Genomic DNA, 22,901 nt, shown 5'->3' on the forward strand with positions numbered 1-22,901 from the left:
GAGTAATTATTTTTTTATACACATCAAGCAGGCGGGCTCACCGCAAACTTGAACATACATCCATTTTTATCAAGGTACGGTTAAAGACAACGTTATTGGATTGGAAACGCCCCCGGGAGTATTTTTAATAACTAAGATAACCTCTATATCTTTCGTTGCCATTGGCACATTGGCCTCTGAAAAAAGCTTATTGTCCTCCAACTTTAGCCATGGCGGTGGGGTATATCCCTCCGCAAAGTTTATTTCATAAGGCACATCCTCATATTCAGGCCATACATCACGATTAGCGGCAAAATCATGGGTAAAGGGTTGACCTGGGAGAACTAAAGGTAGTTGCGGATTATTCTGTCTAAATTTTGGTGTTAGGGACTTATTGATACTTACCTGTAAGGGAATTCGCAGCTTTTCAGAGTCTCCTCCGGTATGCGTATTCGCATGCAAAGTAATATAATATTTCTTACCTACCGCGTTTTCAGGAATATAACCTTCTAACATTTTAGGATTTTGCGCAGAGACCTCTATTTTAAAAGCATCGTTATTAGTGTCTTCAAGATTCGGCTCAACTTGATCAATTATTATCGCCAGAGAGAGATCTTGCGCCGGATCATTAAGGTATTGAGATAAATCAACATAAAAATGCGCTCCTGCTCGTCTCTCCATTACAAACGGCTCGATACTTGGCCTTTTGCTACTATCATAATCTACCGATATTCTCAGTTTATGGGGGTCTGAATCACCGCCCGTATTCGAGGTAGCAATAACAGTTAATACTATCGTATCCCCGGCTAATGCAGGATTGGGTTCCCCTTCCAGCAGCAAATTATTTGCAGCACTTAAGGCAAGCCCTGACGGAACTTTAGAATTATCATCAATTTTGAACCTTACTTGGTTGGTGGTATTAAATCCCGGGGTATTTTCGAGTAAAGTCATTAAATTGAGCTGGTAGTTTTGCTTAGATGTGGCGTTAGGAATAGGGGCATTGGCTTTAAAGCTAGGTTTATATTCTTTATTATATTGCACATTAATGATCATTTCGGCTAAAGATTGCGTAGCACTATATCCATTAGCTGCCCCTACCTGAAATTTAAAACTCCCCGGCTTATTAGGAGTACCTTTGAAAGAGAAGTCTTTAGGATCAAAAGAAAGCCCTAAATTATTTAATTTTTTTATATCCTCAACACTCATAACCAGAGAAACCGGAGCTTTACTGTCAACGCTTTCCTGATAATTATTTACAGCATTTCTTAACGGATATTCAAATTCTACCCCCACCTTGGCTGTTTGCGGTGCAATGACCTTCATTGATAGAGGGCGGCGAATAATAGTAACTGCATATTGCATAGCATAAACATGAGGATCCATATGCTTTTTATGGTATGTGACAAAATTAAAGTGAGCCGAATACCTTTGTCCAATATTTAATGCTTTGGTATCAAGAATTAGATTTATATCACAAATAGCGTTACGAATGGGCTTACAACCTAGATCATATGGAAGAGAGGGGCAGGTAGATCCCAGATTTTCAACACTAACAGGGGAAGATAAACTCCATAATTTAGAGCCATGCAAATAACTGTATACCATGGTCATAGGGATAATTTTCTTCTCTCCCTTATATGCCGTAAGTTCAATACTCTGGATACCGTTTTGCTTAAAAGCAAGAGATACCTGCTGGTGATGGTCATGGCATGAGCTCATTGACATATCTGTTCCCCAGCAAACACTCCACAATAACATAAAACAAAACACCACTAATTTTTTCACAATTAAATCCTTTAAATCAAAATAACTGAGCACATAAACGCCAAATAATCACGGTGAGGTGAATTAATAAATTTTTGATTTAAAGCTCATGTGTCACACATGAAGTAGAGAAAAAACAGGATGATGAGAAAAAAGGTGCGATGTTGGCTAACTAGCGATAGTGTGCATTCCATAAGTTGGTTCTTGTATATATTCTTCATGATTAATTCCGTAATTTCCATGGCATCTTCCAAGCCAGGGGTTTATCCTAATCAATTGATGCTACGAGGTCAACAAAAAATGTTATTTTTTATTAACTTAATTATGTTAAATTAATACTATTTAATATCAAAATGTGTGTCTTCGAGATAATCTGCATCTTTTTTAATTAGTGCAGGCAAACCGCTGGCATGTCCTTATCTCTCCTTGAACGTCTCCGACATTTGGTATTTATGCATTGATAAACCAAGAATGAACCGCAACCGCCGAAATATAGGAAGAAAATCCATACACCGAGGAGAGGGTCGAGTAGGAAGCCTAGAAAGAAAAGAGCAGACATTAAAATTTGAATTATTAGGATATAAAAGAGGGCCTTGCCGTTTAAACGCATGATGATAATCCTTTATCGAGTACTTGCCGGGGCAATGGTATCTGAATATTTCTTTTTATTCAAATGCTCCGAGATAGATGCCTCGCTCCGCCGCGGTAATTGGAGAGGGATGATAATTCTGTGAGAATGCATCAACGTACTTGAGCATTCGAAACAGAATAAACGTAATACGGGTTGGGCTCCAAGATACCTCCCCTGCATCGCATTATTCATAAAAGTAGGATGGAAGGCCTAAATCCCATCCCCTCTCGCCAAAATGGGCTATAATTTAACTATTCGCACAATGGAAAAGCTTTAAATCAGTGCTATTTCATCATATGCCCGGGATCAGAGGCAAGGGTGAGTCTGTGGGGAATTAGTCGTATGGCAGCATTAGCAGAGGAAAATGAAAACAGGCAATTAAAGGACATTATCATTCAATTACGAGTGAAATTAGAAACGAATCATATGGAAATGCAGCGACGAATTGAGAAAGAGCGTTCGGACTATAACCAAATTATTATCCAACTGCAGACGTCAATCGTTGAATTAAGGAATGAGTTGGAACATATCAAACATCGGCATTTAAAAAATATAGAAGAATTAAAAAAAGATAAGAATAATGAGATTTACCAGCTCCAACAAACGATAAGGGAATTAAGAGGTATATTAGAACAAACAAATTTCATTGACGACCAAACTAAATAGAGTTTAGTTTCTGGAGTCATTTTAAGCATCAGAAAAATACTTTTTTGAGAAATTAAAATGCACGATGTTGTACGTTACAAGAATATGAATTCAAAGAAATTCTACATGCTATTATCACAGATTTATCGTGATTTGGCAGCCACTTCTAATTTGAAAGAAATCACCAAAAAACTCATTGACGTGACGGTTGATGTCATTGGGTGTGAACGCGGTACCATTTTTTTAAATGATCATCAAACCAATGAGCTTTATTCCTTCATTGCCCAAGGTGATTTGCATTTCGAAATTAGAATACTAAATGATAGTGGCCTGGCGGGATGGACCTTTACTAATAATGAGGCGGTGTTCTTAACCGATGTGGATATCGATGAACGTCATAATAAGCAGGTTGATAAAATTACCGGCTTTCAAACTCGAAGTATTCTCTGTGTGCCGCTACGAAATGCCAATAATGAACTCATTGGCGTAACCCAAATGCTCAACAAAATTGAGGGTGATTTTTCCGATTCCGACGTTAAATTTGTGCAAACGCTGACTGAACATGCAGCGATGGCAATTCAAAATCAATTGACCATCGAGCAAATCGAATTATGTCATAAAAAAGACTTACATTTTTTGGAAACTATTTCCAATGTTTCTTCCGAAATTAACTTATCCTTACTGTTAGAAAAAATCATCGACACGGTAACCAAAGCCTTAGATGCCGAACGCTCAACACTATTCATTAATGATGAAAAAACGAATGAATTATTTACCGAAGCAGGCATTGGGTTAGCCAAAAAACAAATACGTTTCCCAAATCATTTAGGGATTGCCGGCTCCACTTTTACCATTGGTGAGGTAATTAATATTCCGCATGCCTATGCCGATTTGCGTTTCAACCCTTCTGTTGACCGACAAACTGGCTTTTTTACTCGTTCTATCTTGTCTGCACCGGTCAAAAACAAGAATGGTAAGGTCATTGGGGTTACTCAGGTTTTAAATAAACGACGGGGCGAATTTAATTCCGATGATGAATCACAACTATTAGCGATTAACTCACAAATATCCATTTCTATTGAAAATGCCAAACTCTTTGATGAAGTGCAAAGCATTAAAAATTACAATGAAAGCATTCTGGAAAGTATGACGAATACGGTATTAACCCTAAATACTAACAATCAAATTGTCACTTGCAATCGCGCAGGGATGAAGTTGTTAAATCTCACCTCCCTTAATCCACTGATGCTAAAAGATATTTCCATCTTATTTGGCGACGATCCCAATAACCTGGTAGAAAAGATTACCACCATCAATCATGAATCATCGCAAGTAAGGCAAGAAGTCATGATGGATGTTGAGCTGGAGTTGATGCATGTAAACATTACCGCCAATATTACTATTGTTCCCTTAATCAACGCCAATAATGAGCGTTTGGGTACCATGATTATGATTGAAGACATTAGTTCTGAAAAGCGCATGAAATCAACAATGTCGCGTTATATGAGCCCCGATTTAACCGAAAAACTCTTGCAATCCAGTGATTATTCTTTAGGGGGTACCAGCACCATTGCTACCGTGCTCTTTTCCGATATTCGCAATTTTACTACGCTGTCCGAATCGCTGGGGGCGGAAGAAACAGTGAAGCTGTTGAATGAATATTTTTCCGTAATGGTTGATTGCATTCAAAATGAAGGGGGTATGCTAGATAAGTTCATTGGCGACTCCGTGATGGCGGTCTTTGGTAACCCCTTTCCGCATGATGACGATCCCGATCGCGCCCTACGTGCCGCTATTGCCATGATGCATGCCTTAGATGAGTTAAATCAACGCCGTATGGAGCGCGATTTACCGCTACTGGATCACAGCATTGGTATTAACACCGATAAAATAGTAGCCGGTAATATTGGCTCTAATAAACGCATGGATTTTACCGTGATTGGTGATGGGGTGAACTTAGCCTCTCGCATTGAAAGCCTGTGCAAACATTATGGTGCCCATATTCTCATTAGTGAATTTACCTATGAGCGCTTAAAATCAACCTACCGCATGCGCGCGATTGATAAAGTAATTGTTAAAGGCAAAAATAAAGCGGTTTCGATTTATGAAGTGATTAACTTTTACGATCAAAAAGTATTTCCTCATCAAATCGATGTCATTACCCATTTTAATAATGGCATTGAATTTTATAATAGTGGGCAATGGGATAAGGCCATTTCTTGTTTTGATGCCGCCTTGGTTCTACACCCTCAAGACAAACCCTCAAGTGTGTATATTGAACGCTGCACGATTCTCAAAAAACAACCCATCGATCCAGAATGGTGTGGGATTTGGAAAATGTTAAGTAAGTAGCACGACCGCAAGACACCCTCATTGCCATATCCATGCAAACTTCATGCCCTCATTCATTTTACTTTTTGATTTTCCGCTAAATTTTAATGTCACTGCAGCAAAATTTTTGGTACCTTATACCCTTTATAGAGTATCTCAAAGGAGTTGATGGATGAGTTTTGCCCGTCTCTGTCGGCAAATTGTTGCCAGTATTCTTATTTACAGTCAGGTGTTACAAATAGCAATCGCTGCCCCCCTACTTACTGCACTCCCAGCGCAACAGGGTAAACCCACGACGAATAGCCCGACCATGTCAGCAGGCCCATTAACGCCATTGCTCAACGCTACTCAAACCGGAAAATTAAATAATTTATCATTATCGAATCAACAATTAGGTTTTTATAGCCCTTTAAATTTTGGTGTCAATTACAGTGACCTGACCGGTACTTTTTTTAATGCCCACTACGTATTACCTTTGGGAGAAAAACTGGCCATAGGGGCCTTAGGTGAATATGGCGCAGGGCAATACCGATTCAATGGTACACTAGGATATGGATTTACCCCATCCTCGCAAATGAAATTCACCGCTGAGCGCTTAGGCCAACGCCTCCCCTTCCAATTTGATTCCGGAGACATTCGCGCGCGGGTAAGCCAAGATGCTTACGGGCTACGTTTCCAGCAGCTTTTAAATCTGGCTTTGTTTCAGGGAGTTAACGCAGGAGGATATTATGCCCAAGCGGATAATAAAGATTTAAATCCGGTAATTTTTACCTCTGACGGCAACAATTGCGCAGGTTATAGGGCGGGTTTGCAATGCATTAACTACCGCCATATTGCGGGTGCAAGAAGCATGGGCCTTGATGCCGGGGTCAATTTATTATTAACTCCTACTACGTTTGTAAATGGAAACTTGTATTATGATCAAGTGCATTATAATCCCCTGTTTTCTTCAACCAGCAATAAAGATCGCAATGGTATCGGAGCAGGAGTAAAAATTAATCAACTGCTGAATGAACATTTCAAATTGAATGGAGAAGCTACCGCCAGAGAAATTTATAACACTTATCAAGCGGGTTTGAGCTGGTTACCTAATCCACACAAAACCAAACTGGCATGGGAATTATCGGTGATCGGTCAACACATTACCTCGCATAACGCCACACCAGATAACAACAGCATCAGCTTACAAATTAACTTTTTAGCGGATAATAATAAACGCTATCAAAAACAAGAGCTTTTAGGGCAACAAAATCTCAACGATATTGCTCAGTGGGTAAGTGCCCCTGCTGTCAAAATGAATCAAGTACTGGTTATTGCCGAACAAGTTACTAAACTCTTAGCGCCAACAATTACCGGAATTAACCCGAGCAATGGTCCTTTTGCTGGAGGTAATGTCGTCACGATAACCGGCAGTAACTTTATCCCCGGCCTCCTGTTATATTTTGGCTCACAATTAGCAACGAATGTGCAAATACTATCCCCTACGCAAATTCAGGCCACAGTACCAGCATCTAGCGCCCCCTTTACCGCATCAAATCCGGTGAATCTGATGATTCAAAATCCCGACGGACAACAAGCATTACTTCCTAATGGTTATACTTATATTAGTGCCGCGCTCCCAACCATTACTACTATTTCTCCAAACCAAGGCTCCAATGCCGGAGGAGAAACGGTGGTGATTTCTGGAACTAATTTCGCTGGCGCTTCCGTCACTATTGGGGGTGCTGCGGCCACCATTGTGTCCATCAATGACACTCAAATCACCATTCTAACCCCTGCTTTACCCTCAACAGCTGGGCCAGTAAATGTAGTGATTACCACTCCACAAGGGAGCATTACCAGCAGTGGTGGATTTACCTATCTTGCTACTCCTCCCCAACCAACCGGGTTAACCATACCCCCAGGCGGAGCATCCCTAAGCGGTAATGGCGTAGCAGGCGATACCATTATTGTTACTGACGCGGCTGGTGTGCAGGTAGGTACGGGAGTGGTACAGAGTGATGGCACGTTCAATATCATTCTAAATCCCGCGCAAAACAATGGGCAAATACTTACGGTGGTGCAATCCAATGGGACCAATAGTAGTGCGCCCGTGACCATTACCGCACCGAATGAGAGTGCACCCAATCCACCTACCGCTTTAAATGTAAGTAGTGATGGAACTACATTAACCGGGCAAGGTGAGGCTGGGACCACAGTCACCGTTACCGACCCCTCAGGGAACGTGATAGGAACAGGACTAGTACCGTCTACTGGGGGATTCTCCATTCCCTTGAATCCCCCTCAAGTTAATGGAGAAATTCTTACTGTTGTTTTAACTAATGGTAGTGGGAATAGTAGCTCACCTGTAACAGTCCAAGCTCCAGATGTTACGCCACCCGCCCCCCCCACAGATTTATTCTTTAACAGCAATGGAACTACATTAAGTGGAAATGGAGAGGCAGGAACTACTGCGACCGTTACGAATGCAAGTGGAGTTGTGCTAGGGTCCGCAGTGGTAAGTGCTGCAGGCTCATTTACAGTCAACTTAACTCCGCCACAAACTAATGGAGAGATTCTTACCGTTGTTTTAACTAATAGTAATGGCGATAGTAGCACGCCAGTAGAAGTTCAAGCTCCAGATATTACGGCACCCGCAGCCCCCACAAATTTACTCGTTAACAACAATGGAACTGAATTAAGTGGAAATGGAGAGGCAGGAACTACTGCGACTGTTACGGATGCAAGTGGAGTTGTACTAGGGTCCGCAGTGGTAGGTGCTGCAGGCACATTTACCATCACCTTCACTACCCCACAAATTAATGGAGAACTCCTTAGTGTGTTCTTAACAGATAATGTCGGGAATGTTAGTCCAACAGTAACCATTCAAGCGCCAGATATTACGCCACCCGCCCCCCCCACAAATTTAGTCATTTACAACAATGGAACTGAATTAAGTGGAAATGGAGAGGCAGGAACTACTGCGACCGTTACGGATGCAAGTGGAGTTGTACTAGGGTCCGCAGTGGTAGGTGCTGCAGGCACATTTACCATCACCTTCACTACCCCACAAATTAATGGAGAACTCCTTAGTGTGTTCTTAACAGATAATGTCGGGAATGTTAGTCCAACAGTAACCATTCAAGCGCCAGATATTACGCCACCCGCCCCCCCCACAAATTTAGTCATTTACAACAATGGAACTGAATTAAGTGGAAATGGAGAGGCAGGAAACACCATTACCGTTACCAATGGAGGGAATCCAATAGGTACTGCTATTGTCGATGTCAATGGTGATTTTGTGGTTGCCCTTTCACCACCAGCAACTAGTGGGGAAACATTGCAAGTAACCTCAACGGATGAGGCAGGGAATGTAAGTATACCAGCATCAGTAACGGCATTAGCGCCGCAGAGTACTTAATTGTTGACTCAGCATAAACCATTCTTTCTGGCAATGCCGCTCCCGGTGCGCCTATTTCGGATAAAAGAATACCGGCAACGATAAAGGCCCCGCGGCACTCGCTCCTAACAATCGCTAAAGAAGGTCGCCTATCAGCGGCCTTATTACCTTATGGGATGCCCATCTAAATACATTTCTACTTAGCCTGCGGAATCAACAATCCTGTGCTAGAGTAATAATTGTTGCATAAAAGATATTGTTAACAATCAGTTAGGGATGATGAGACTAACATGGAATCGGTAAAAAATACTTTGCTTAAAATAGCTGTGCTTGCGACCTTATTGATTTGGGGAATAACTGCATTTGCAGCACCGCCAAACTCCGGGCAATTGGTGATAATTAACGGCTTGGATAATTTAACTACGACTGATGCGAATACTAATTCACGTTCTAACATTATGGTCCAGGTATATGACACCCATACTCCGGCCTCTCCATGCTACACCGCACCACGACTGGGTTATTATAACGTTGCCACCATTAAATGGCAGGCAAATGGGTTTCATAGCCCCTCTTCTTGCGCCGGTACCGGTATCGGTACCGCCGCCATTGCTAAGGTAGTAATTACCCCGCTCAATAAACTCATTAATAATCGCATCACCATTGTTTATGACGCCATAGTAGACACCAGTATCCCTAAGGCAACAGCCGACCCCATTGACTTTATCCCACCAACAACGATTTATACCAACATGACCTTGTTGATTAATGGCAGTGGCATGCCCAACACCGTGGGTCAAACCGTAAGCTCGACCAATTGGGGATTTACAGTAACACCTAGCGCCCCTGTTTTTAATGTAAGTACTGGAGAATTAGGTGCAACCGGTGTTCCCGACGCGATTAGTGCTTATGGTCTAAGCGCTGAAAAACTAATGCGTTATTATGGCGTTATACCTTTTCATACAACCACGCATAAGGATGAGCTGTTCTAGCCAAGAATCGATATGAACATAAATAATTTATTAAAATTAATGTTTTTTTCCGCATTTCTTACCTCTACAACAATTTTTGCTATAGCTCCAAGTAGCGGGCAATTAGTCATTGTGAATAATCTGGGTAGTGATGGAGGTGCAGGGAATACTGGCTTAACCCAGTCCAACATCATGATCAAAGTCTATGATCATGCGAACAGCACTCAACCCTGTACCACCGTTAAAAGCCTTGCTTACGGTGGAGTGACCATCGTCAGATGGGCCTCTACAGGGGTGCATAGCACCACCTTTTGTACGGGTACAGGCGCTGGAACCGCAGCCATATATCAAGTGCACATTACCCCACTGCCAAGGTTAATTGGCAATACCAATCAGGTCATCTATGATGCGACGGCCCACCCCCCACAAGCCAGTGCCAATCCAATTGTTTTTACGCCGCCAACCACGATTTACGGAAATATAGTCTTAGTGGTTAATGGTAATGGCATGCCTATTACTACCAGTGGGCAAACAGCTGATGCCACACATTGGGGATTTACGATAAATCCAGCAACACCAGTTTTTGATATGGGTAATGGCGGCATAGTAACTACGGGCATCCCGGGAGTTTCTGGGGCTTATGGTTTAGAAGCAGAAAAATTTTTAATGCATTATGATATTCAGCGAGTGTCGCCTAATGAGTAACCGGGACATCTGGCTCGATGTTGAGCCAGATGAATGCGGAGCCAGGGGCACACTTATCAGATAGTTTATCGGTTATTTAATAATAATTTTAGTGTGCCAGGTAAAAATGCAGCACTACCTGCAGCGCTAGCATGCTCATGGAACACACCTCCATAAGAATAATCTGCCGGCAATGCAGGAAAAACCGCATCTACTTTATAAACCCAAGTAACGCCACCATCACTGCTCACCGCCACTAAAGGATAAGAGGTCCCCGACGTCGACGTATAAGTACCTGCAGCCATACAATAAGTTCCTTTGCATGAAGCCGTATTAAAATAACCATTCTCCATCGTATCCCCTGTTAATAGTGGATAAGTGCTATTAACTCTATAAGTCCAACTTTGTCCTCCATTGGAGCTTGCCGCCAATAAAGGAAAACTATTTGCTGAGTCCTTTAAATAAGAGCCTACAGCGATACAAATAGTGCCACTACAGCTCACGCCAGAAAAATAACTATTATCACCAGGAAAAAAATCTGCTGGAAGCTGGGGCGTTGCGGCAGTAATCGTATACGACCATGTTTGGCCAGCATTAGAACTGGTTGCAGCTAAAGGATAAGCAGCGCTGGAGGTAAAAGTTCCTACGGCAACACAAACACTACCACTACAACTTACGCCATTTATTTGTCCTGAGAGAAAGCCTGCAGGAGGAGTGGGACTAATGCTGCTAAGGGAGGCCCCCCAAGTGGCCCCATTATTAGAACTCGACATCACTAAGGGTTTTATATCTCCTGAGGTTGGTAAATAACTTCCAGAGGCCACAAAATGAGAGCCGCTGGCCGCAGCACCATTAAAATTATTTAAGGTCAAAAAATCAGCAGGCAATGAAGAGTTACCGGGCAAAGAGTTAGCCCATTGCGTACCTTTATTAGTTCCTGTAACAATTAATGGATAGTTCGCCGAAGCAAAAGAATAGATTCCCACAGCGATACAGGCGGTATTCCCACAACTCACATTATTAAAATATCCAAAATTTAAATCTGACGGCATCTGCGCACTAGTATAGGTAGAAGACCAGCTCGCACTGAGTCCTGTGCTGGTGCCAATAAAGGGCACGTTCATACTCCCAGTGGAATATCCTCCTCCGGCAATACAAAAAGAGTCAGCACATGCTACCGCATTAAAATAACCACTAGAAGAATAATCTACAGGTAACGCTGAGAAATTAACTGCCGTCCAACTCTGCCCGGAAGTAGAACTCGTAGCCAAAAAAGGAGCTGATGATTCGCCCCCAACCACACAAAAGCTCCCCACGCAACTGGCTCCATATAAATAAGTGTTTGGAGGGAAGCTGGCAAGTGAGGCTAAAGGATAAGCCCAAGTGGTTCCAGCAATAGAACTATATACAATCAAAGCACCCACCGCAGAACCCGTATCATATTGCCCTGCAGCAACAAAAAATGGCGGTGGGGCCGGAGGTGGTGGTGGTGGAGGGGCCGGAATTACAGAGACATTCAAGGGAATCGCTGAAGAAGTACACGCCACCCCTCGACATAGAGCAAAATTACTGGCAACAGCCCCGGTAATATCCAATTGCAATACGCAACTGCCTTTGGGAGCTAAGGAGATCACCGCAGGGCAATATCCATTGCCGGTATTTTGCGCCACCACCGCAGCAGGAAGCCCTTTAATGCTATAACCTGCCCTGGTAGCACTGGTATTATTCGTAATCAGATAATAGGCAGAAACAGAACTCCCCTGCACCACTGTCGTAGGTAATGAGGTTCCTGGTTTAGGAACAATATTAAAAGTAGCGCTGGCAATTGCCGTGTTACTTATAAAGCTAGCGGCAAATAGTAAAACTAAATTCTGTTTTTTCCCCATGAATAACATCCTGTTTTAATCGAAATAAAATAATCCGGTATAGTTCTTGCTCTGCTTTATTTCACGTAACTAAGCTGTGCAATCAGTTGATGCTCACCTGCATGATGTACCCCTACCGCAAAAGGCACTGAAGTCGAGAAATCCCCCATACTGATTCGTCCCCCCGTCAAAGAGGCATTTCCTAAACCACTAAAACGATAACCAAAACCGATGCGAACATTTTGGCTCATATCAAAATCGAGGCCAGCTCCCAAGTTATAACTAAATTCACTGCGCGTATGTTCATTAAAAGAGGGGGTTAAATTAATACTACCCACATCATCAGTGGTTGCGCTAAAACGTCCTACTCGACTCCAGGCGGTGCCCAAGCCCACCTGGACATAAGGATGCAAGGCTTTATCATTGGTCGCGAGAATTTTAAGTGAGGCAAGCAATTGCTGGCTTTGAAATTGATAATGATAATGATACAAGGTGGAATAATCCAGCTCCATGCCTACGGTATGTTCGCCATGAATTTGGAGTGGAGTAAAATAGTTGTACTCAAGCCCCAGCTGAGCCAATAAACCATACCAGGGTAAGGAGTGCTCCATCCCTAAAAAGCCACCTATAACCCCTCCATTGCGGCTATTCGCCTTGGAATCATAAGCAAATACAGTCTCATCATCACCTAAAAAATAGGCTTTCCCTGTCGCATCCATATTGGCATAACCACCAGTCAAAGAAATCACCGGTCTATAAGTCGAGAGCATAGACCGAATGCCTGATTCACCTGAAATCGCCAAAGAAGAATACAAAAAAGCTCCAGCGATGCTCAGAACAGTAATGCCTGAACGCATAAAAATCATCCTTAAAAATGAAAAATTTAAACAAAACGAAGATAGCATATACTTTGCTGCCTGCAAAATGTTTACCCTAATGCTTCAGGATTCAGCCTTTAGCATCAGGGCTATTATTTTGGTAATTGGTTATAATTAATTATCCCGGCCAAATTGCATCACTACATCGACAGTCAAACCTGGTGCTACAGATAAAGTGCCTTTAGCTTTTCCCGAGTTTTGCGCAAAATCACCCGCAACATCACCGTACTCAGTATGGATAATGGTAAGCCCATTAACACAAGTTCCGGTTAAGTGTTTTTCACTATGCGCAGGGCAAATAAAACTTCCGGAATCTTTGTCTGAAACCACTTCTACCGTAAAATTACCCGCACTATCCACAGGACTAATAACGCCCGCGCCATGATAGACGCATTCGCCAATGACCCAATTACTCGCGGTACCGGTTCCTGACCAACGTCCAGTGAGATGCTCACAGGCATCGGGGGCTGAAGAATAAAAAGTAAAATCAGCATAAGAGATTTGCGCTAAAAATAAAGTTGCGACGATACATCCCTTTAATAGGTCTTGTTTTCTCATTTTTTCGCCTTGAAAAATTATCCCTAAAACAAACGCAACATGACTTGCGACCGAAAAAAATCCAAACTACCTTACACAAATTAGAGTCGCTTGGCAAATTAATGGCACAGGGCAAAACGCCTGTTAAGTGAATAAATTACATTAGCGAAAAAGAGCATTAAAATAGGTCCTAAAATATCTTTCGCTGCCCTCGCAAAACCTCCCAAAACATGGTGAAGTCCCCCATTAAACCATAAAGGGGGTAGGTGAAGGTGACCGGTTGATTTTTTTCATAAACCAAATGGCCAATCCATGCGAATCCATAACCGGCCAAAATCATCAACAGCAGCCAAGTCAGGTGCCCGCTAAAGAGAAAGAAAAGAAAAAATAAGCACGCTAAAGCCGTACCGACAAAATGCAGTCGCTGACACATTAAGTTTTGATGTTGGCTTAGATAAAAAGGATAGAACTCATCAAAACTCTTGTATTCCTTCATTTTTCCATCGTCGTTCATGGCAGTTACCTATTTTAACGAGATATCAAGCTTACTTACATTATAGTCCATCCTAGGCGTCTCTCTACCATTGCCCTACATTTTGTGCTGAAGCCCATGGTTCCTGGAGGGGTAAGGGGTTGCCCTTTTGCAGTAGTTCAATGGAAATATTATCGGGAGAGCGGATAAATGCCATGTGACCATCACGCGGCGGTCGATTAATCACGACTCCTGCGCGGCCCAAACGGAGGCAGGTATCATAAATATTATCAACACAATAGGCTAGATGGCCAAAATTGCGTCCTTCCGCATAGGGTTGAGGATCCCAATTATAAGTAAGCTCCAGCAAAGGGGCTTGTGTTTTTTTAGCCTGCTCGGCATCGCCAGGAGCTGCTAAAAAAACTAAAGTATATCGCCCTTGCTCATGCTCTGTTCGTTTTATTTCAACCAAACCTAGCTTATTACAATAAAAATCTAAAGACTCCTCCAGATTGGTCACTCGAACCATAGTGTGCAAGTAGTGCATGACTTATTCTCCCTAAAAAATCGTCTGCGATTATTCATAAAAAGTTAGTATATACATAGATAATAACCAAATCCCGGTAATCATTATATCTCTTTAAAGCCTCTTTAATACGCTCGACATGGTCAATATTTAACCAAAACTCGATTTTAGCGTCTATACTTACAGTGTGGAACTTATTATCCAAGCATGGGTAGTAAGTAATGTTTATTAACCTGTCAAAGGAAATAACATGCCTGATAAGATTCAACATACAGCAGCCAGCCTGCAACAAAAAATGCTCGCTCGTTATGGTGATGAGCTGCCTCACAAACACAACAAACACCACCTATCATACCGCAAACATTATCGATCCCATCCGTGCAACCAGAACAATAATGTTGATGAAGAAAACTCTACTGGCTCAACGGGACTGGTACGTGAACTTAAACTAAAAAAAATGAGAAAAAGACCCGATAAAGGACAATTCCATTAAATGTAAACAGCCTTACCTGGGTTCGCTTGCGAACTCAGGCGGCACGTTTTTATTCTATTTTTGATACACAAGGTACTTAAGCACCTTAACCACATGGCGTACACCAGCGGTATGGCGAGTAAAATTAATCACCGTCGCCGCCTCATCCGGACGCACATCGCCCATCAGGTAAACAATACCTTTAGAAGTAACCACCTTAAATGCATTCGGATCAATAGACGCATCCGCAAAAATTTGACTACGAATTTTGGCCGTGATCCAATTATCTTCCATAGAGTTCGGCGGATTAGTATCAACACGAACTTCATTGAACATACGTCGAGCCCCTTGTACAGTATCTAAGCGTCGTTGTAATTCGGCATGCATCCTTTGAGTAGGGACCTGGCCTGCAATGAGAACATCCCCGTTAAACACCGCGATATCCAGTGGAGAACGGCTGTCTTTAAACAATTTATCAACGGTTATCGCATTATTTACTTTAACGTATAAATGATAATCATCCAGCTTTTTATAGACATCATGACGGTCATATACCAATTGAGCACCTGTCCAGATACTGCTGCAGCCAGACAGGCACCAAAGGCTAAAAATGACCAGTATTTGCAAACATCCCTGCTTTAACATGGTAAATAACTAACGAATGTATTGGAAAATTTTAACTACTTTTCTTACCCCATTAACGCGTCGCGCCACATCAACAGCTAAAGCCGCTTGGTGATCGGTCACTACACCCATGAGGTAAACCACGCCATTTTCAGTCACGATACGAACAGAGCCAGACTCCAGCCCTTTTCTAGCCAGCATGCTGCTTCTAACTTGGCCAGTAATCCAACTGTCTTTAGTACGTTGGGTTAACGGTATGGGATAGCCAACGGTTACTTCATCATAAACTCGCTCAACACCAGGTGCATTGTGGGCAATTTTTTCGGCTAAAACACGTAAGGAGGCGCTAGGTGTTTGCCCAACTAAAAGCACTACGCGATTAAAGCTGGTCACCTCTATACGTGAGTCACTAAATTGACGATTGGTAACAATGTTTTTATGAATCACATGGAACAAACGAGCATCTGCTTCCATAGTCATAACCCCGCGTCGGTCATAAACCATGCCTACAGCAGCACCGGTGACCACTGCTGCCACACAACCGGTGAGTAAACTGGAAACTAAAACAAAGAGAATGGATTTTAATTTTAGACGCATTTTTTATCCTAAAACTTGGCCAAATAAAGACTGATCAATTAAATCACAAAAACAATGCAAGATGAACAAGTGCATTTCCCTAATGCGAGCCGCATTATCGGACGCCACCCGCACCTCAATGTCTTCGGGGCCTAAATGATTCGCAAGTACTCCACCATCACGGCCACTTAAGGCAATGGTATCCATGCCGCGTTCATTCGCCGCTTGCAATGCATGGATCATACTGTCTGAATTACCGGCGGTGGTTAATAGCAACAATACATCTTGCTCTTGCCCTAAAGCTTGGATTTGGCGCGCAAAGACCTGGCTGTAGTGATGTTCGTTCGCAAAAGAACTGATGCTAGTTGCATCGGCACTTAGATTAAATACGGGCAACGAAGGACGCTCTACCTCAAAATGATTAAACATTGCGCTCGCAAAGTGCATGCAATTGGCGCTGGAGCCCCCATTGCCACAAATTAATATTTTTCCATCACCCAACAAACAATTCACCAAGCGTTGTCCTGCCTTCGCAATGGTGTCTGATAAGGCATCTGCTAATGCTATTTTTGTTTCGATATGTATACCAAAGAGGTGTCGTACTCTTTCTTCCAGTTGAACCATATTTTAACCTTAAATAATTATTCTCTAGTGAATAAACTAATAATCCATACCAAATGCATCTTTTATCCAAGTAATTGATGCTGGTTTGCCATCGATGCTAATCACATCAAAACGCAGGGCAAATTTATTCTGTAATTGATGTACCATCGCATAATGCATTGCTGATTTTAATATTTTTTGTCGCTTAGCATAAGTAATACTTGCCAGCCCCCCGCCAAAAGCAGCCGAAACCCGCGAGCGAACCTCAACAAAAACCAAATGCTCACGGTCGCGCATGATTAAATCAATTTCCCCCAACTTGCAATGATAATTTTTTCCAACTAATTTAAGACCTTGTGCAGTCAAATAATTTATCGCCTGTTCTTCCGCGAGGCGTCCTTTTTCTTGGGTCAGCATTTAAGCAGTCTCGCCTAAAGAACGCACCAGACCCTGCTTAAATTGTCCCCACTCTAAAACACGAGCCACCTGTTGTGAGGGCTTGAGGTATAAAATACCATCTCCAGAAAGAGATTCATCCGCAGGGAATAACATTAAATGATTTAATTGGGTAGCTAAAGCATAACTATCCTTACCCAAAGCATACAGTCTATTGTAACTGTTAAATTGTTCAGGCCAATTTCTTGCTCTCATTTGATGGCCGAAAACCCAAGGGATATCACAAAAGATAATACCATCCAAATCTTTATCTTTTAAGGGATTGGCGTTGCCACCATACACACTGGCCGTGGCATAAACAGGAACATCAGCGGCATAGTAATAATTTAGCAAAGGCATAATTTGTCGTGCTTTGGTTGGATAAGCCAATAAAAAGATCATATCAAAGTCTTGGCGACGACTAACCACTGATTGAATAGAATAACCCAATAATTCTTTAATTTGTCTTTCCCGCTGTTGGCTATTGCTAATATGCAGGAAATCCTTCATCTTTTTATTCAGATCGTCTTTAGCGCCATATAAAAGCGTGCCTGCAACCAATCCTCCTTTCTTTTGCCATTGCTTGCTAAAAGCATTGGCTACTTCATTACCCCATTCATTTCCTGGCGCAATAATTAACGCCCGATGATAGCCTTTGCTGCGCGCTCTAAGCGCCACTTGTTGGGCTTCATAGGCGGGAGACAAACTCAATGAATAAGAATTCTCTTGTACATTTGTTGCGGCATCATTCAATAAAAGAGTAGGTACGGGATGGGGTAATGCTGCAACTGCTGCAACTTGGGCCTTGGTTAATGGTCCCACAATATAATTGGCCCCATCAGTAATCGCAGACTGGTACAAGGAAGTAACATCGCCTTTGCTGGTATCATAGGTTTTAACCGTAATTGCCGCAGCTGCGGGATTATTCTTTTGCGCCGCTATAAAACCATCACGTATTGCCGTTCCTGGTCCCTGCAAAGCACCGCTTAAGGGCAATAAAAGTGCTATTTGCTTTGGCTGCTCCACCATTTTATTGGCAATGGCGTCTAAAGGATTAGGCAGAATATTATTCGCAGGGTGACCATTAAACTGTGTTTGCCAGTGATCGAGGGCAGCGAGCAGGGATTTAGAATTATCACGATACTTACGCGCAATTTGGGCCAACTGCAGCCACCCCTGCATTTCCGATTGATTAGCGGTAGTCGCGGCATTATCGAGTTCAGCTTGCGAAAGATGAGTAATGGTTAGCCACAGCTTACGACGGTTTTGTTTTTGACCGTTGTCATCAAAAAGCAACGGTTCTAAGCGGATGCGCTCGGAAATAGACTCCAGCGGCTTATCGGTAGCTCGATAAGCCTGGGCTAATAATTCATGGTATTGCGCTTGCTGATAGCGTGGTAACTCATCTTGGTGCGCAATGCTGGCTAATTTACTTAAAGCCTTTTGCGGTCTATCCCGCATCACATCAATTTGGGCTAATAAAATATTTTTTTGCGCCATGAGCTCCGATGTTAAATCAGCAGTCTGTGCTAAAATAGCCGAGCCTTGCTGCCATTGGCCTTCAGAAATCGAACGCCCAGCAGCCATAAGTAAGGACTTTTGTCGTTCCTCACCTTGTTGGTTTTGCGCTTGCGCAAGATAACCAGAGGTTGATTGCGGATAAGGATTTTCTGCTTTTTTCTTCACCGCCACAGGCACTGGTGCGGGTGTGGGCACCTCAGGCACAGAAGAAGTTACAGCCGTAGTACACTGACAAAGAAACAAAGTAGATGTCAGGAAGATAAGTACACGAATTTTATATATTTTTAACATGTTTAAGACACCCAATAAGCGATAATAAAAAGGATAAACTATGACAAACTCACTAGCAACAGGAATAGGTACTCTCTATATCGTTGCCACTCCAATTGGAAATCGTGAGGACATTACTCTTAGGGCATTGCAAGTACTGAAATCCGTTGATTTTATTCTGGCAGAAGACACCCGTCACTCGCTGCAACTATTAGCTTCCTTGGGAATAAAAAATCAAGTGCATTCACTACATGCTCACAATGAACATGAAAAAAGCCAACAGCTTATCGAACATTTTTTAGCTGGAAAATCAGCAGCCCTAATTAGTGATGCCGGAACACCCTTAATCAGCGACCCCGGCTATATTTTAGTTAAATTAGCCCGTGAACATGACATTCCTGTTGTTCCCATCCCCGGAGCCTGTGCCCTAATTACCGCGCTATGTGCCGCAGGTGTTCCTTGTGATTCTTTTTTATTTTCTGGCTTTTTACCAGCAAAGCACAACGCACGTAAAGCCAAACTTGAATCCCTAAGCCATACAATGCATACGCTGATTTTTTATGAATCCACACATCGTATTCTTGACTGCCTTAATGATATAGCTGCAGTATATGGTGAAGAATGCACTCTGGTATTAGCCAAAGAATTAACAAAAACATTTGAGCGTTTTATCAGTGGCAACGTACAGGAAGTGAAAAATTGGTTACTGGCCGATCCCGCGCATACTAAAGGCGAATTTGTGTTAGTCATTCCACCACGGCCAGAACGTGCAGCGCAAGAAAATCACGAGGAACTACTTACTATTTTATTAGAGGAGTTGCCCTTAAAGCAGGCGGTTACTCTTGCCTGCAAATTGACGAAAGCGAGTAAAAACGAACTTTATGATTTGGCGTTACAAATAAAGAATTAAAGCCTATGGAGTAATAACGCTGCGGTGTGATCACCGCATCTGGCAAAATGCTCCAATTCAGCGCTCAATGCACTTACTAAAAATTGAGATCCTCATAGGTATGCGTGTACACAAATGCCCTAGGAAATTCTATCCCCCACCAGAAACAGAAACTAATGGGTAAGGAACTAAAGCATAGCTCTTATTTGGTACACAGCGGGCTCGCTGAATACCTCGCTCTTCATTTATTTTTATAAATTAAACTTTAAATTGACACTTTCTTCTTCAATATCTTTTCCAACCAAATCATGCAATTTATTATGTAACAGTTTTACATTAACAGAATAACTTTCTATGTGAGTACCGTCGGATAAAATCGTAGCATTCTTAGGTTCTTGGCGTATAAAATTTTCTCCATCAACTAACCAAACGCCGGAGCGATTTAAGCGATTATGACCATCTGCTTGAATAATTACCCCTTGACTAATTGTCGGGGTTACAATTTGATTAGGCTCTATTTCTTGACGGTTTTTAAAAAGAGGTAGGGCCATGGAACTTGAAGAAATAACTTGTACCGCAGGACCAAACTCATCAGTGGAAAACTCTTGGAAAAATTGTTTTTTTAAATAGGCACCTAAAACTCCTTCTTGCGCATCAATACACACACTACCGGCAATAGTTACACCTTTAAATTGTTTGAAATAAGCCAAAGGCATTAGTTTCTTATCCACAGCCCCCTGCCAATATGTGTTTCGTTCCACTTCAGAGGAAGTTAATTCATTTTCAGGAATATCTGCAGGCCCTTTATTCAATTTATAGCTGGCATAAACAATAACTCCATTTTTGATACCCAGTAACATATTTGTTTTTTGAGTCTTAGGCTTGTGACCAATATACTCCCCTTCCACATCATTCACCGCATTCGCGGTATTAGCGGTCATATTGACCATGATAAGTAAGGATGGATATTTTTGACTAACCCCGCAGTAACCCGCTAATAATTCTTGTTGTGCAACATAGGGCAAGAATAAATGTGTTTTGCCGCCGAAGGCACAATGACTATAAAATTCTGGCATGACACAAATTGCTATTTCATCAGGAAAAAACTTTTTCCGTTTTTCCGCGAGAAGTTGACTCGATAAATCTACATGCTGACCAAATAGCGCAATTTGCTGTTGGATTGATCTGGGTGCTTTTTGTGCATAAGATCCGGTAGGCATAGAAACCGTGGCTATATTTAATTGACGAGGCTCATGAAATATCGGTCTTTGCTGCAAAGGCCCGGTGACTTTTATAAATTCTCTCAAATAGTCAATCATGGGAGGAGAATTAACTCTAGGGACCGAAAGCCTGATAAACTCAGGAGTAATTTCCATAATCATTCGCGTACGTATTTTTTCAGGTAGCACAATTAAGGACGCCATCTTCTCCACATCAGTAGTAGCAAGGTAGGTTACGGCATCAACATCATTCTCCTCATCTGCCCAGCCGAACCAATCAAGTTTGGTTACATCCCGTAGAAACCTTACTGCTGCAGTAGATGCGGTCTTTGCCATAACAAACTCGAATAATCACTTTAACTAAATTATAGACAGTAAATTTATTTAATGAGCAAAAATCGAGCAGCATACAAACATGGCCTATAATTTAGAGATAGACTATTAGGCCTAAAATAAGCTAAGCGAACATAATCATGGACACTGGACTAGTAAAAGAGAAAAAAGGACCTAAAGGACATCGCGCGCTGGTCATCACCCTCACTATTTTATTGGGATTATTGATCTACTGGCTTCTTGGTTTTTTAATGGATGACATCGGTAGTCAAGCCGGTCCCTCTTTACAAGAAGTGCAAAAAAAATATCAAGACCCCAACCTGGTTAAGAATAAAGAATCATTTAATCAACAACTTAGCAAGCTAATAGCTAAGGTTGATGAACAAAAGCAACAGCAAGACATCTTACAAACAAGTATTAATAGTTATCGCGACACCATGAATCAATTACTGGACTTACAAAAAGCCAGCATTCAAAAGGGAGTCACTTTCTCTCCGGAATCTGAAAAAAATTTACAGCAAGTAACCGGTTTGTATTTGAATTATCAAAACCAATTTCAAAATTTAAACAGTTCCATCACCAAAGATAATTTGGCAAGGCAACAGCTACAAAATCAGCTCAATGACATAGACCGCCAACTAGACATGCAAAATCAAAAAGCAGAGAAGGAATATAATGCTTTATGGGTTCGCCATAATTGGGCGATGGCAGGCTTACAATTGCTGGTTTTAATCCCCTTATTACTTTTATCCGCCTACCTCTATCGCCGCTACAAAAACAGTATGTACAAGCCTTTAATCATGGCTGCGGCAATCGCTGTGTTCTATAAAATATATGAGGTAATGCATTATTATTTTCCTTCCTATATTTTTAAATACATCCTGGTTTTTGTTTTAATCTACATTACGGCGCAAACGCTAATTTCCAAATTACGCATGGTAGTAGCCCCTAAACCCGACTGGTTGCAGAAACAATACCGAGAAGCATATCAAAAAGTGCAATGCCCCATGTGTCAATTTCCCATAAAACCAGGCTTTACCAAATTTGTTACCGTAGAAAAAGGCGCTAATCCCCCTCTGACCAATGCTAATTTACATGGCATCAACCGTTATACCTGCCCAGGCTGTGGGGAAGAGTTATTTGAGCAGTGTACCCATTGCTCTCATGTTCGCTATTCATTATTACCCTATTGTGATTTTTGCGGGGCGGATAAGGATAGAGCTAGGTGATTGTTAGATGTGCTCCCCTAAAACCGAAGATGCCTTCCCTTTTGACGCCCATGCTTATTTTAGCCAG

The 22,901-nt window shown here is 42.1% G+C and carries 21 protein-coding genes; 9 read left to right on the forward strand and 12 right to left on the reverse strand.

The features are described 5' to 3' along the window. Positions 1-69: 69 nt before the first annotated feature. Entirely contained in the window at positions 70-1,764 is a 1,695-nt protein-coding gene (locus tag ACD661_RS08830) for a hypothetical protein (protein WP_400187496.1), read from the reverse strand. A 952-nt stretch (positions 1,765-2,716) separates the two neighbouring features. On the opposite strand from ACD661_RS08830, the gene ACD661_RS08835 reads away from it, so the two are divergent. From ACD661_RS08835 to ACD661_RS08855, 5 genes are all read left to right on the forward strand, one after another. Then, positions 2,717-3,040, forward strand: coding sequence for a hypothetical protein (locus ACD661_RS08835; protein WP_400187497.1), 324 nt, complete (start codon positions 2,717-2,719; stop codon positions 3,038-3,040). A gap of 105 nt (positions 3,041-3,145) precedes the next feature. Then, positions 3,146-5,371, forward strand: a complete 2,226-nt coding sequence (locus ACD661_RS08840) for a GAF domain-containing protein (RefSeq protein WP_400187498.1) — start codon at positions 3,146-3,148, stop codon at positions 5,369-5,371. A gap of 151 nt (positions 5,372-5,522) precedes the next feature. After that, positions 5,523-8,750, forward strand: a complete 3,228-nt coding sequence (locus ACD661_RS08845) for an Ig-like domain-containing protein (RefSeq protein WP_400187499.1) — start codon at positions 5,523-5,525, stop codon at positions 8,748-8,750. Between the two features lie 269 nt (positions 8,751-9,019). Beyond that, positions 9,020-9,721: a hypothetical protein gene (locus tag ACD661_RS08850; RefSeq protein ID WP_400187500.1), complete on the forward strand. Its 702-nt coding sequence runs from the start codon at positions 9,020-9,022 to the stop codon at positions 9,719-9,721. Positions 9,722-9,733: 12 nt separating this feature from the next. Then, positions 9,734-10,405, forward strand: a complete 672-nt coding sequence (locus ACD661_RS08855) for a hypothetical protein (protein ID WP_400187501.1) — start codon at positions 9,734-9,736, stop codon at positions 10,403-10,405. A gap of 65 nt (positions 10,406-10,470) precedes the next feature. Here ACD661_RS08855 and ACD661_RS08860 read toward each other — a convergent pair whose 3' ends face one another. Beyond that, on the reverse strand, positions 10,471-12,270 hold the full coding sequence (locus ACD661_RS08860) for a sialidase family protein (protein ID WP_400187502.1): 1,800 nt from the start codon (positions 12,268-12,270) through the stop codon (positions 10,471-10,473). A 56-nt stretch (positions 12,271-12,326) separates the two neighbouring features. Beyond that, positions 12,327-13,019 (reverse strand): outer membrane protein, encoded by a 693-nt coding sequence (locus ACD661_RS08865; RefSeq protein WP_400187503.1) that lies wholly within the window; start codon positions 13,017-13,019, stop codon positions 12,327-12,329. Between the two features lie 7 nt (positions 13,020-13,026). On the opposite strand from ACD661_RS08865, the gene ACD661_RS08870 reads away from it, so the two are divergent. Next, positions 13,027-13,245, forward strand: coding sequence for a hypothetical protein (locus ACD661_RS08870; RefSeq protein ID WP_400187504.1), 219 nt, complete (start codon positions 13,027-13,029; stop codon positions 13,243-13,245). On the opposite strand, the gene ACD661_RS08875 is transcribed toward ACD661_RS08870, so the two are convergent. The 3 genes from ACD661_RS08875 to ACD661_RS08885 all read right to left on the reverse strand — a co-directional run bounded on the left by ACD661_RS08875 (position 13,242) and on the right by ACD661_RS08885 (position 14,683). Next, positions 13,242-13,685 (reverse strand): hypothetical protein, encoded by a 444-nt coding sequence (locus tag ACD661_RS08875; RefSeq protein WP_400187505.1) that lies wholly within the window; start codon positions 13,683-13,685, stop codon positions 13,242-13,244. The two genes, ACD661_RS08870 and ACD661_RS08875, sit on opposite strands and share 4 nt — an antisense overlap. A gap of 169 nt (positions 13,686-13,854) precedes the next feature. Further along, complete coding sequence (locus ACD661_RS08880; protein WP_400187506.1) at positions 13,855-14,178, reverse strand: Mpo1-like protein; 324 nt, start codon at positions 14,176-14,178, stop codon at positions 13,855-13,857. Between the two features lie 64 nt (positions 14,179-14,242). After that, a complete protein-coding gene (locus ACD661_RS08885; RefSeq protein ID WP_400187507.1) occupies positions 14,243-14,683 on the reverse strand; it encodes a VOC family protein in 441 nt (146 codons plus the stop codon). Positions 14,684-14,912: 229 nt separating this feature from the next. On the opposite strand from ACD661_RS08885, the gene ACD661_RS08890 reads away from it, so the two are divergent. Further along, complete coding sequence (locus ACD661_RS08890) at positions 14,913-15,155, forward strand: hypothetical protein (protein ID WP_400187508.1); 243 nt, start codon at positions 14,913-14,915, stop codon at positions 15,153-15,155. A gap of 54 nt (positions 15,156-15,209) precedes the next feature. Here ACD661_RS08890 and ACD661_RS08895 read toward each other — a convergent pair whose 3' ends face one another. Genes ACD661_RS08895 through ACD661_RS08915 form a run of 5 tightly spaced genes read right to left on the reverse strand, consistent with a single transcriptional unit; the run spans position 15,210 to position 19,184 of the window. Beyond that, positions 15,210-15,779 (reverse strand): BON domain-containing protein, encoded by a 570-nt coding sequence (locus ACD661_RS08895; RefSeq protein WP_400187509.1) that lies wholly within the window; start codon positions 15,777-15,779, stop codon positions 15,210-15,212. Positions 15,780-15,788: 9 nt separating this feature from the next. After that, the gene (locus ACD661_RS08900) at positions 15,789-16,355 is read right to left on the reverse strand and encodes a BON domain-containing protein (RefSeq protein ID WP_400187510.1); all 567 of its coding nucleotides are present in this window, start codon (positions 16,353-16,355) and stop codon (positions 15,789-15,791) included. Positions 16,356-16,358: 3 nt separating this feature from the next. After that, positions 16,359-16,958 (reverse strand): D-sedoheptulose-7-phosphate isomerase, encoded by a 600-nt coding sequence (locus ACD661_RS08905; protein WP_400187511.1) that lies wholly within the window; start codon positions 16,956-16,958, stop codon positions 16,359-16,361. Positions 16,959-16,994: 36 nt separating this feature from the next. Then, positions 16,995-17,351, reverse strand: a complete 357-nt coding sequence (locus ACD661_RS08910) for a YraN family protein (protein WP_400187650.1) — start codon at positions 17,349-17,351, stop codon at positions 16,995-16,997. A gap of 3 nt (positions 17,352-17,354) precedes the next feature. Then, positions 17,355-19,184, reverse strand: a complete 1,830-nt coding sequence (locus ACD661_RS08915; protein WP_400187512.1) for a penicillin-binding protein activator — start codon at positions 19,182-19,184, stop codon at positions 17,355-17,357. A 40-nt stretch (positions 19,185-19,224) separates the two neighbouring features. Here ACD661_RS08915 and rsmI point away from each other — a divergent pair, with 40 nt between their 5' ends. After that, the gene (gene rsmI, locus ACD661_RS08920) at positions 19,225-20,073 is read left to right on the forward strand and encodes a 16S rRNA (cytidine(1402)-2'-O)-methyltransferase (RefSeq protein ID WP_400187513.1); all 849 of its coding nucleotides are present in this window, start codon (positions 19,225-19,227) and stop codon (positions 20,071-20,073) included. Positions 20,074-20,303: 230 nt separating this feature from the next. On the opposite strand, the gene ACD661_RS08925 is transcribed toward rsmI, so the two are convergent. Then, entirely contained in the window at positions 20,304-21,608 is a 1,305-nt protein-coding gene (locus ACD661_RS08925) for a hypothetical protein (protein WP_400187514.1), read from the reverse strand. A gap of 137 nt (positions 21,609-21,745) precedes the next feature. Here ACD661_RS08925 and ACD661_RS08930 point away from each other — a divergent pair, with 137 nt between their 5' ends. Then, on the forward strand, positions 21,746-22,834 hold the full coding sequence (locus ACD661_RS08930; RefSeq protein WP_400187515.1) for a hypothetical protein: 1,089 nt from the start codon (positions 21,746-21,748) through the stop codon (positions 22,832-22,834). The last annotated feature ends 67 nt before the right edge of the window (positions 22,835-22,901 follow it).

Origin of the sequence: Legionella lytica (assembly GCF_044626755.1) — a bacterium.
In the GTDB taxonomy this organism is placed as follows: domain Bacteria; phylum Pseudomonadota; class Gammaproteobacteria; order Legionellales; family Legionellaceae; genus Legionella; species Legionella lytica_A.

What these genes read in the sequence shown, in the direction of transcription:
- ACD661_RS08915 (WP_400187512.1), bottom strand. Translation starts at nt 19,184, where the DNA reads ATGTTAAAAATATATAAAATTCGTGTACTTATCTTCCTGACATCTACT.
- ACD661_RS08840 (WP_400187498.1), top strand. Translation starts at nt 3,146, where the DNA reads ATGCTATTATCACAGATTTATCGTGATTTGGCAGCCACTTCTAATTTG.
- ACD661_RS08905 (WP_400187511.1), bottom strand. Translation starts at nt 16,958, where the DNA reads ATGGTTCAACTGGAAGAAAGAGTACGACACCTCTTTGGTATACATATC.
- ACD661_RS08885 (WP_400187507.1), bottom strand. Translation starts at nt 14,683, where the DNA reads ATGCACTACTTGCACACTATGGTTCGAGTGACCAATCTGGAGGAGTCT.
- ACD661_RS08930 (WP_400187515.1), top strand. Translation starts at nt 21,746, where the DNA reads ATGGACACTGGACTAGTAAAAGAGAAAAAAGGACCTAAAGGACATCGC.
- ACD661_RS08880 (WP_400187506.1), bottom strand. Translation starts at nt 14,178, where the DNA reads ATGAACGACGATGGAAAAATGAAGGAATACAAGAGTTTTGATGAGTTC.
- ACD661_RS08845 (WP_400187499.1), top strand. Translation starts at nt 5,523, where the DNA reads ATGAGTTTTGCCCGTCTCTGTCGGCAAATTGTTGCCAGTATTCTTATT.
- ACD661_RS08835 (WP_400187497.1), top strand. Translation starts at nt 2,717, where the DNA reads ATGGCAGCATTAGCAGAGGAAAATGAAAACAGGCAATTAAAGGACATT.
- ACD661_RS08865 (WP_400187503.1), bottom strand. Translation starts at nt 13,019, where the DNA reads ATGCTCTCGACTTATAGACCGGTGATTTCTTTGACTGGTGGTTATGCC.
- ACD661_RS08890 (WP_400187508.1), top strand. Translation starts at nt 14,913, where the DNA reads ATGCCTGATAAGATTCAACATACAGCAGCCAGCCTGCAACAAAAAATG.
- ACD661_RS08855 (WP_400187501.1), top strand. Translation starts at nt 9,734, where the DNA reads ATGAACATAAATAATTTATTAAAATTAATGTTTTTTTCCGCATTTCTT.
- rsmI (WP_400187513.1), top strand. Translation starts at nt 19,225, where the DNA reads ATGACAAACTCACTAGCAACAGGAATAGGTACTCTCTATATCGTTGCC.
- ACD661_RS08925 (WP_400187514.1), bottom strand. Translation starts at nt 21,608, where the DNA reads ATGGCAAAGACCGCATCTACTGCAGCAGTAAGGTTTCTACGGGATGTA.
- ACD661_RS08900 (WP_400187510.1), bottom strand. Translation starts at nt 16,355, where the DNA reads ATGCGTCTAAAATTAAAATCCATTCTCTTTGTTTTAGTTTCCAGTTTA.
- ACD661_RS08875 (WP_400187505.1), bottom strand. Translation starts at nt 13,685, where the DNA reads ATGAGAAAACAAGACCTATTAAAGGGATGTATCGTCGCAACTTTATTT.
- ACD661_RS08895 (WP_400187509.1), bottom strand. Translation starts at nt 15,779, where the DNA reads ATGTTAAAGCAGGGATGTTTGCAAATACTGGTCATTTTTAGCCTTTGG.
- ACD661_RS08860 (WP_400187502.1), bottom strand. Translation starts at nt 12,270, where the DNA reads ATGGGGAAAAAACAGAATTTAGTTTTACTATTTGCCGCTAGCTTTATA.
- ACD661_RS08870 (WP_400187504.1), top strand. Translation starts at nt 13,027, where the DNA reads ATGCCTGATTCACCTGAAATCGCCAAAGAAGAATACAAAAAAGCTCCA.
- ACD661_RS08850 (WP_400187500.1), top strand. Translation starts at nt 9,020, where the DNA reads ATGGAATCGGTAAAAAATACTTTGCTTAAAATAGCTGTGCTTGCGACC.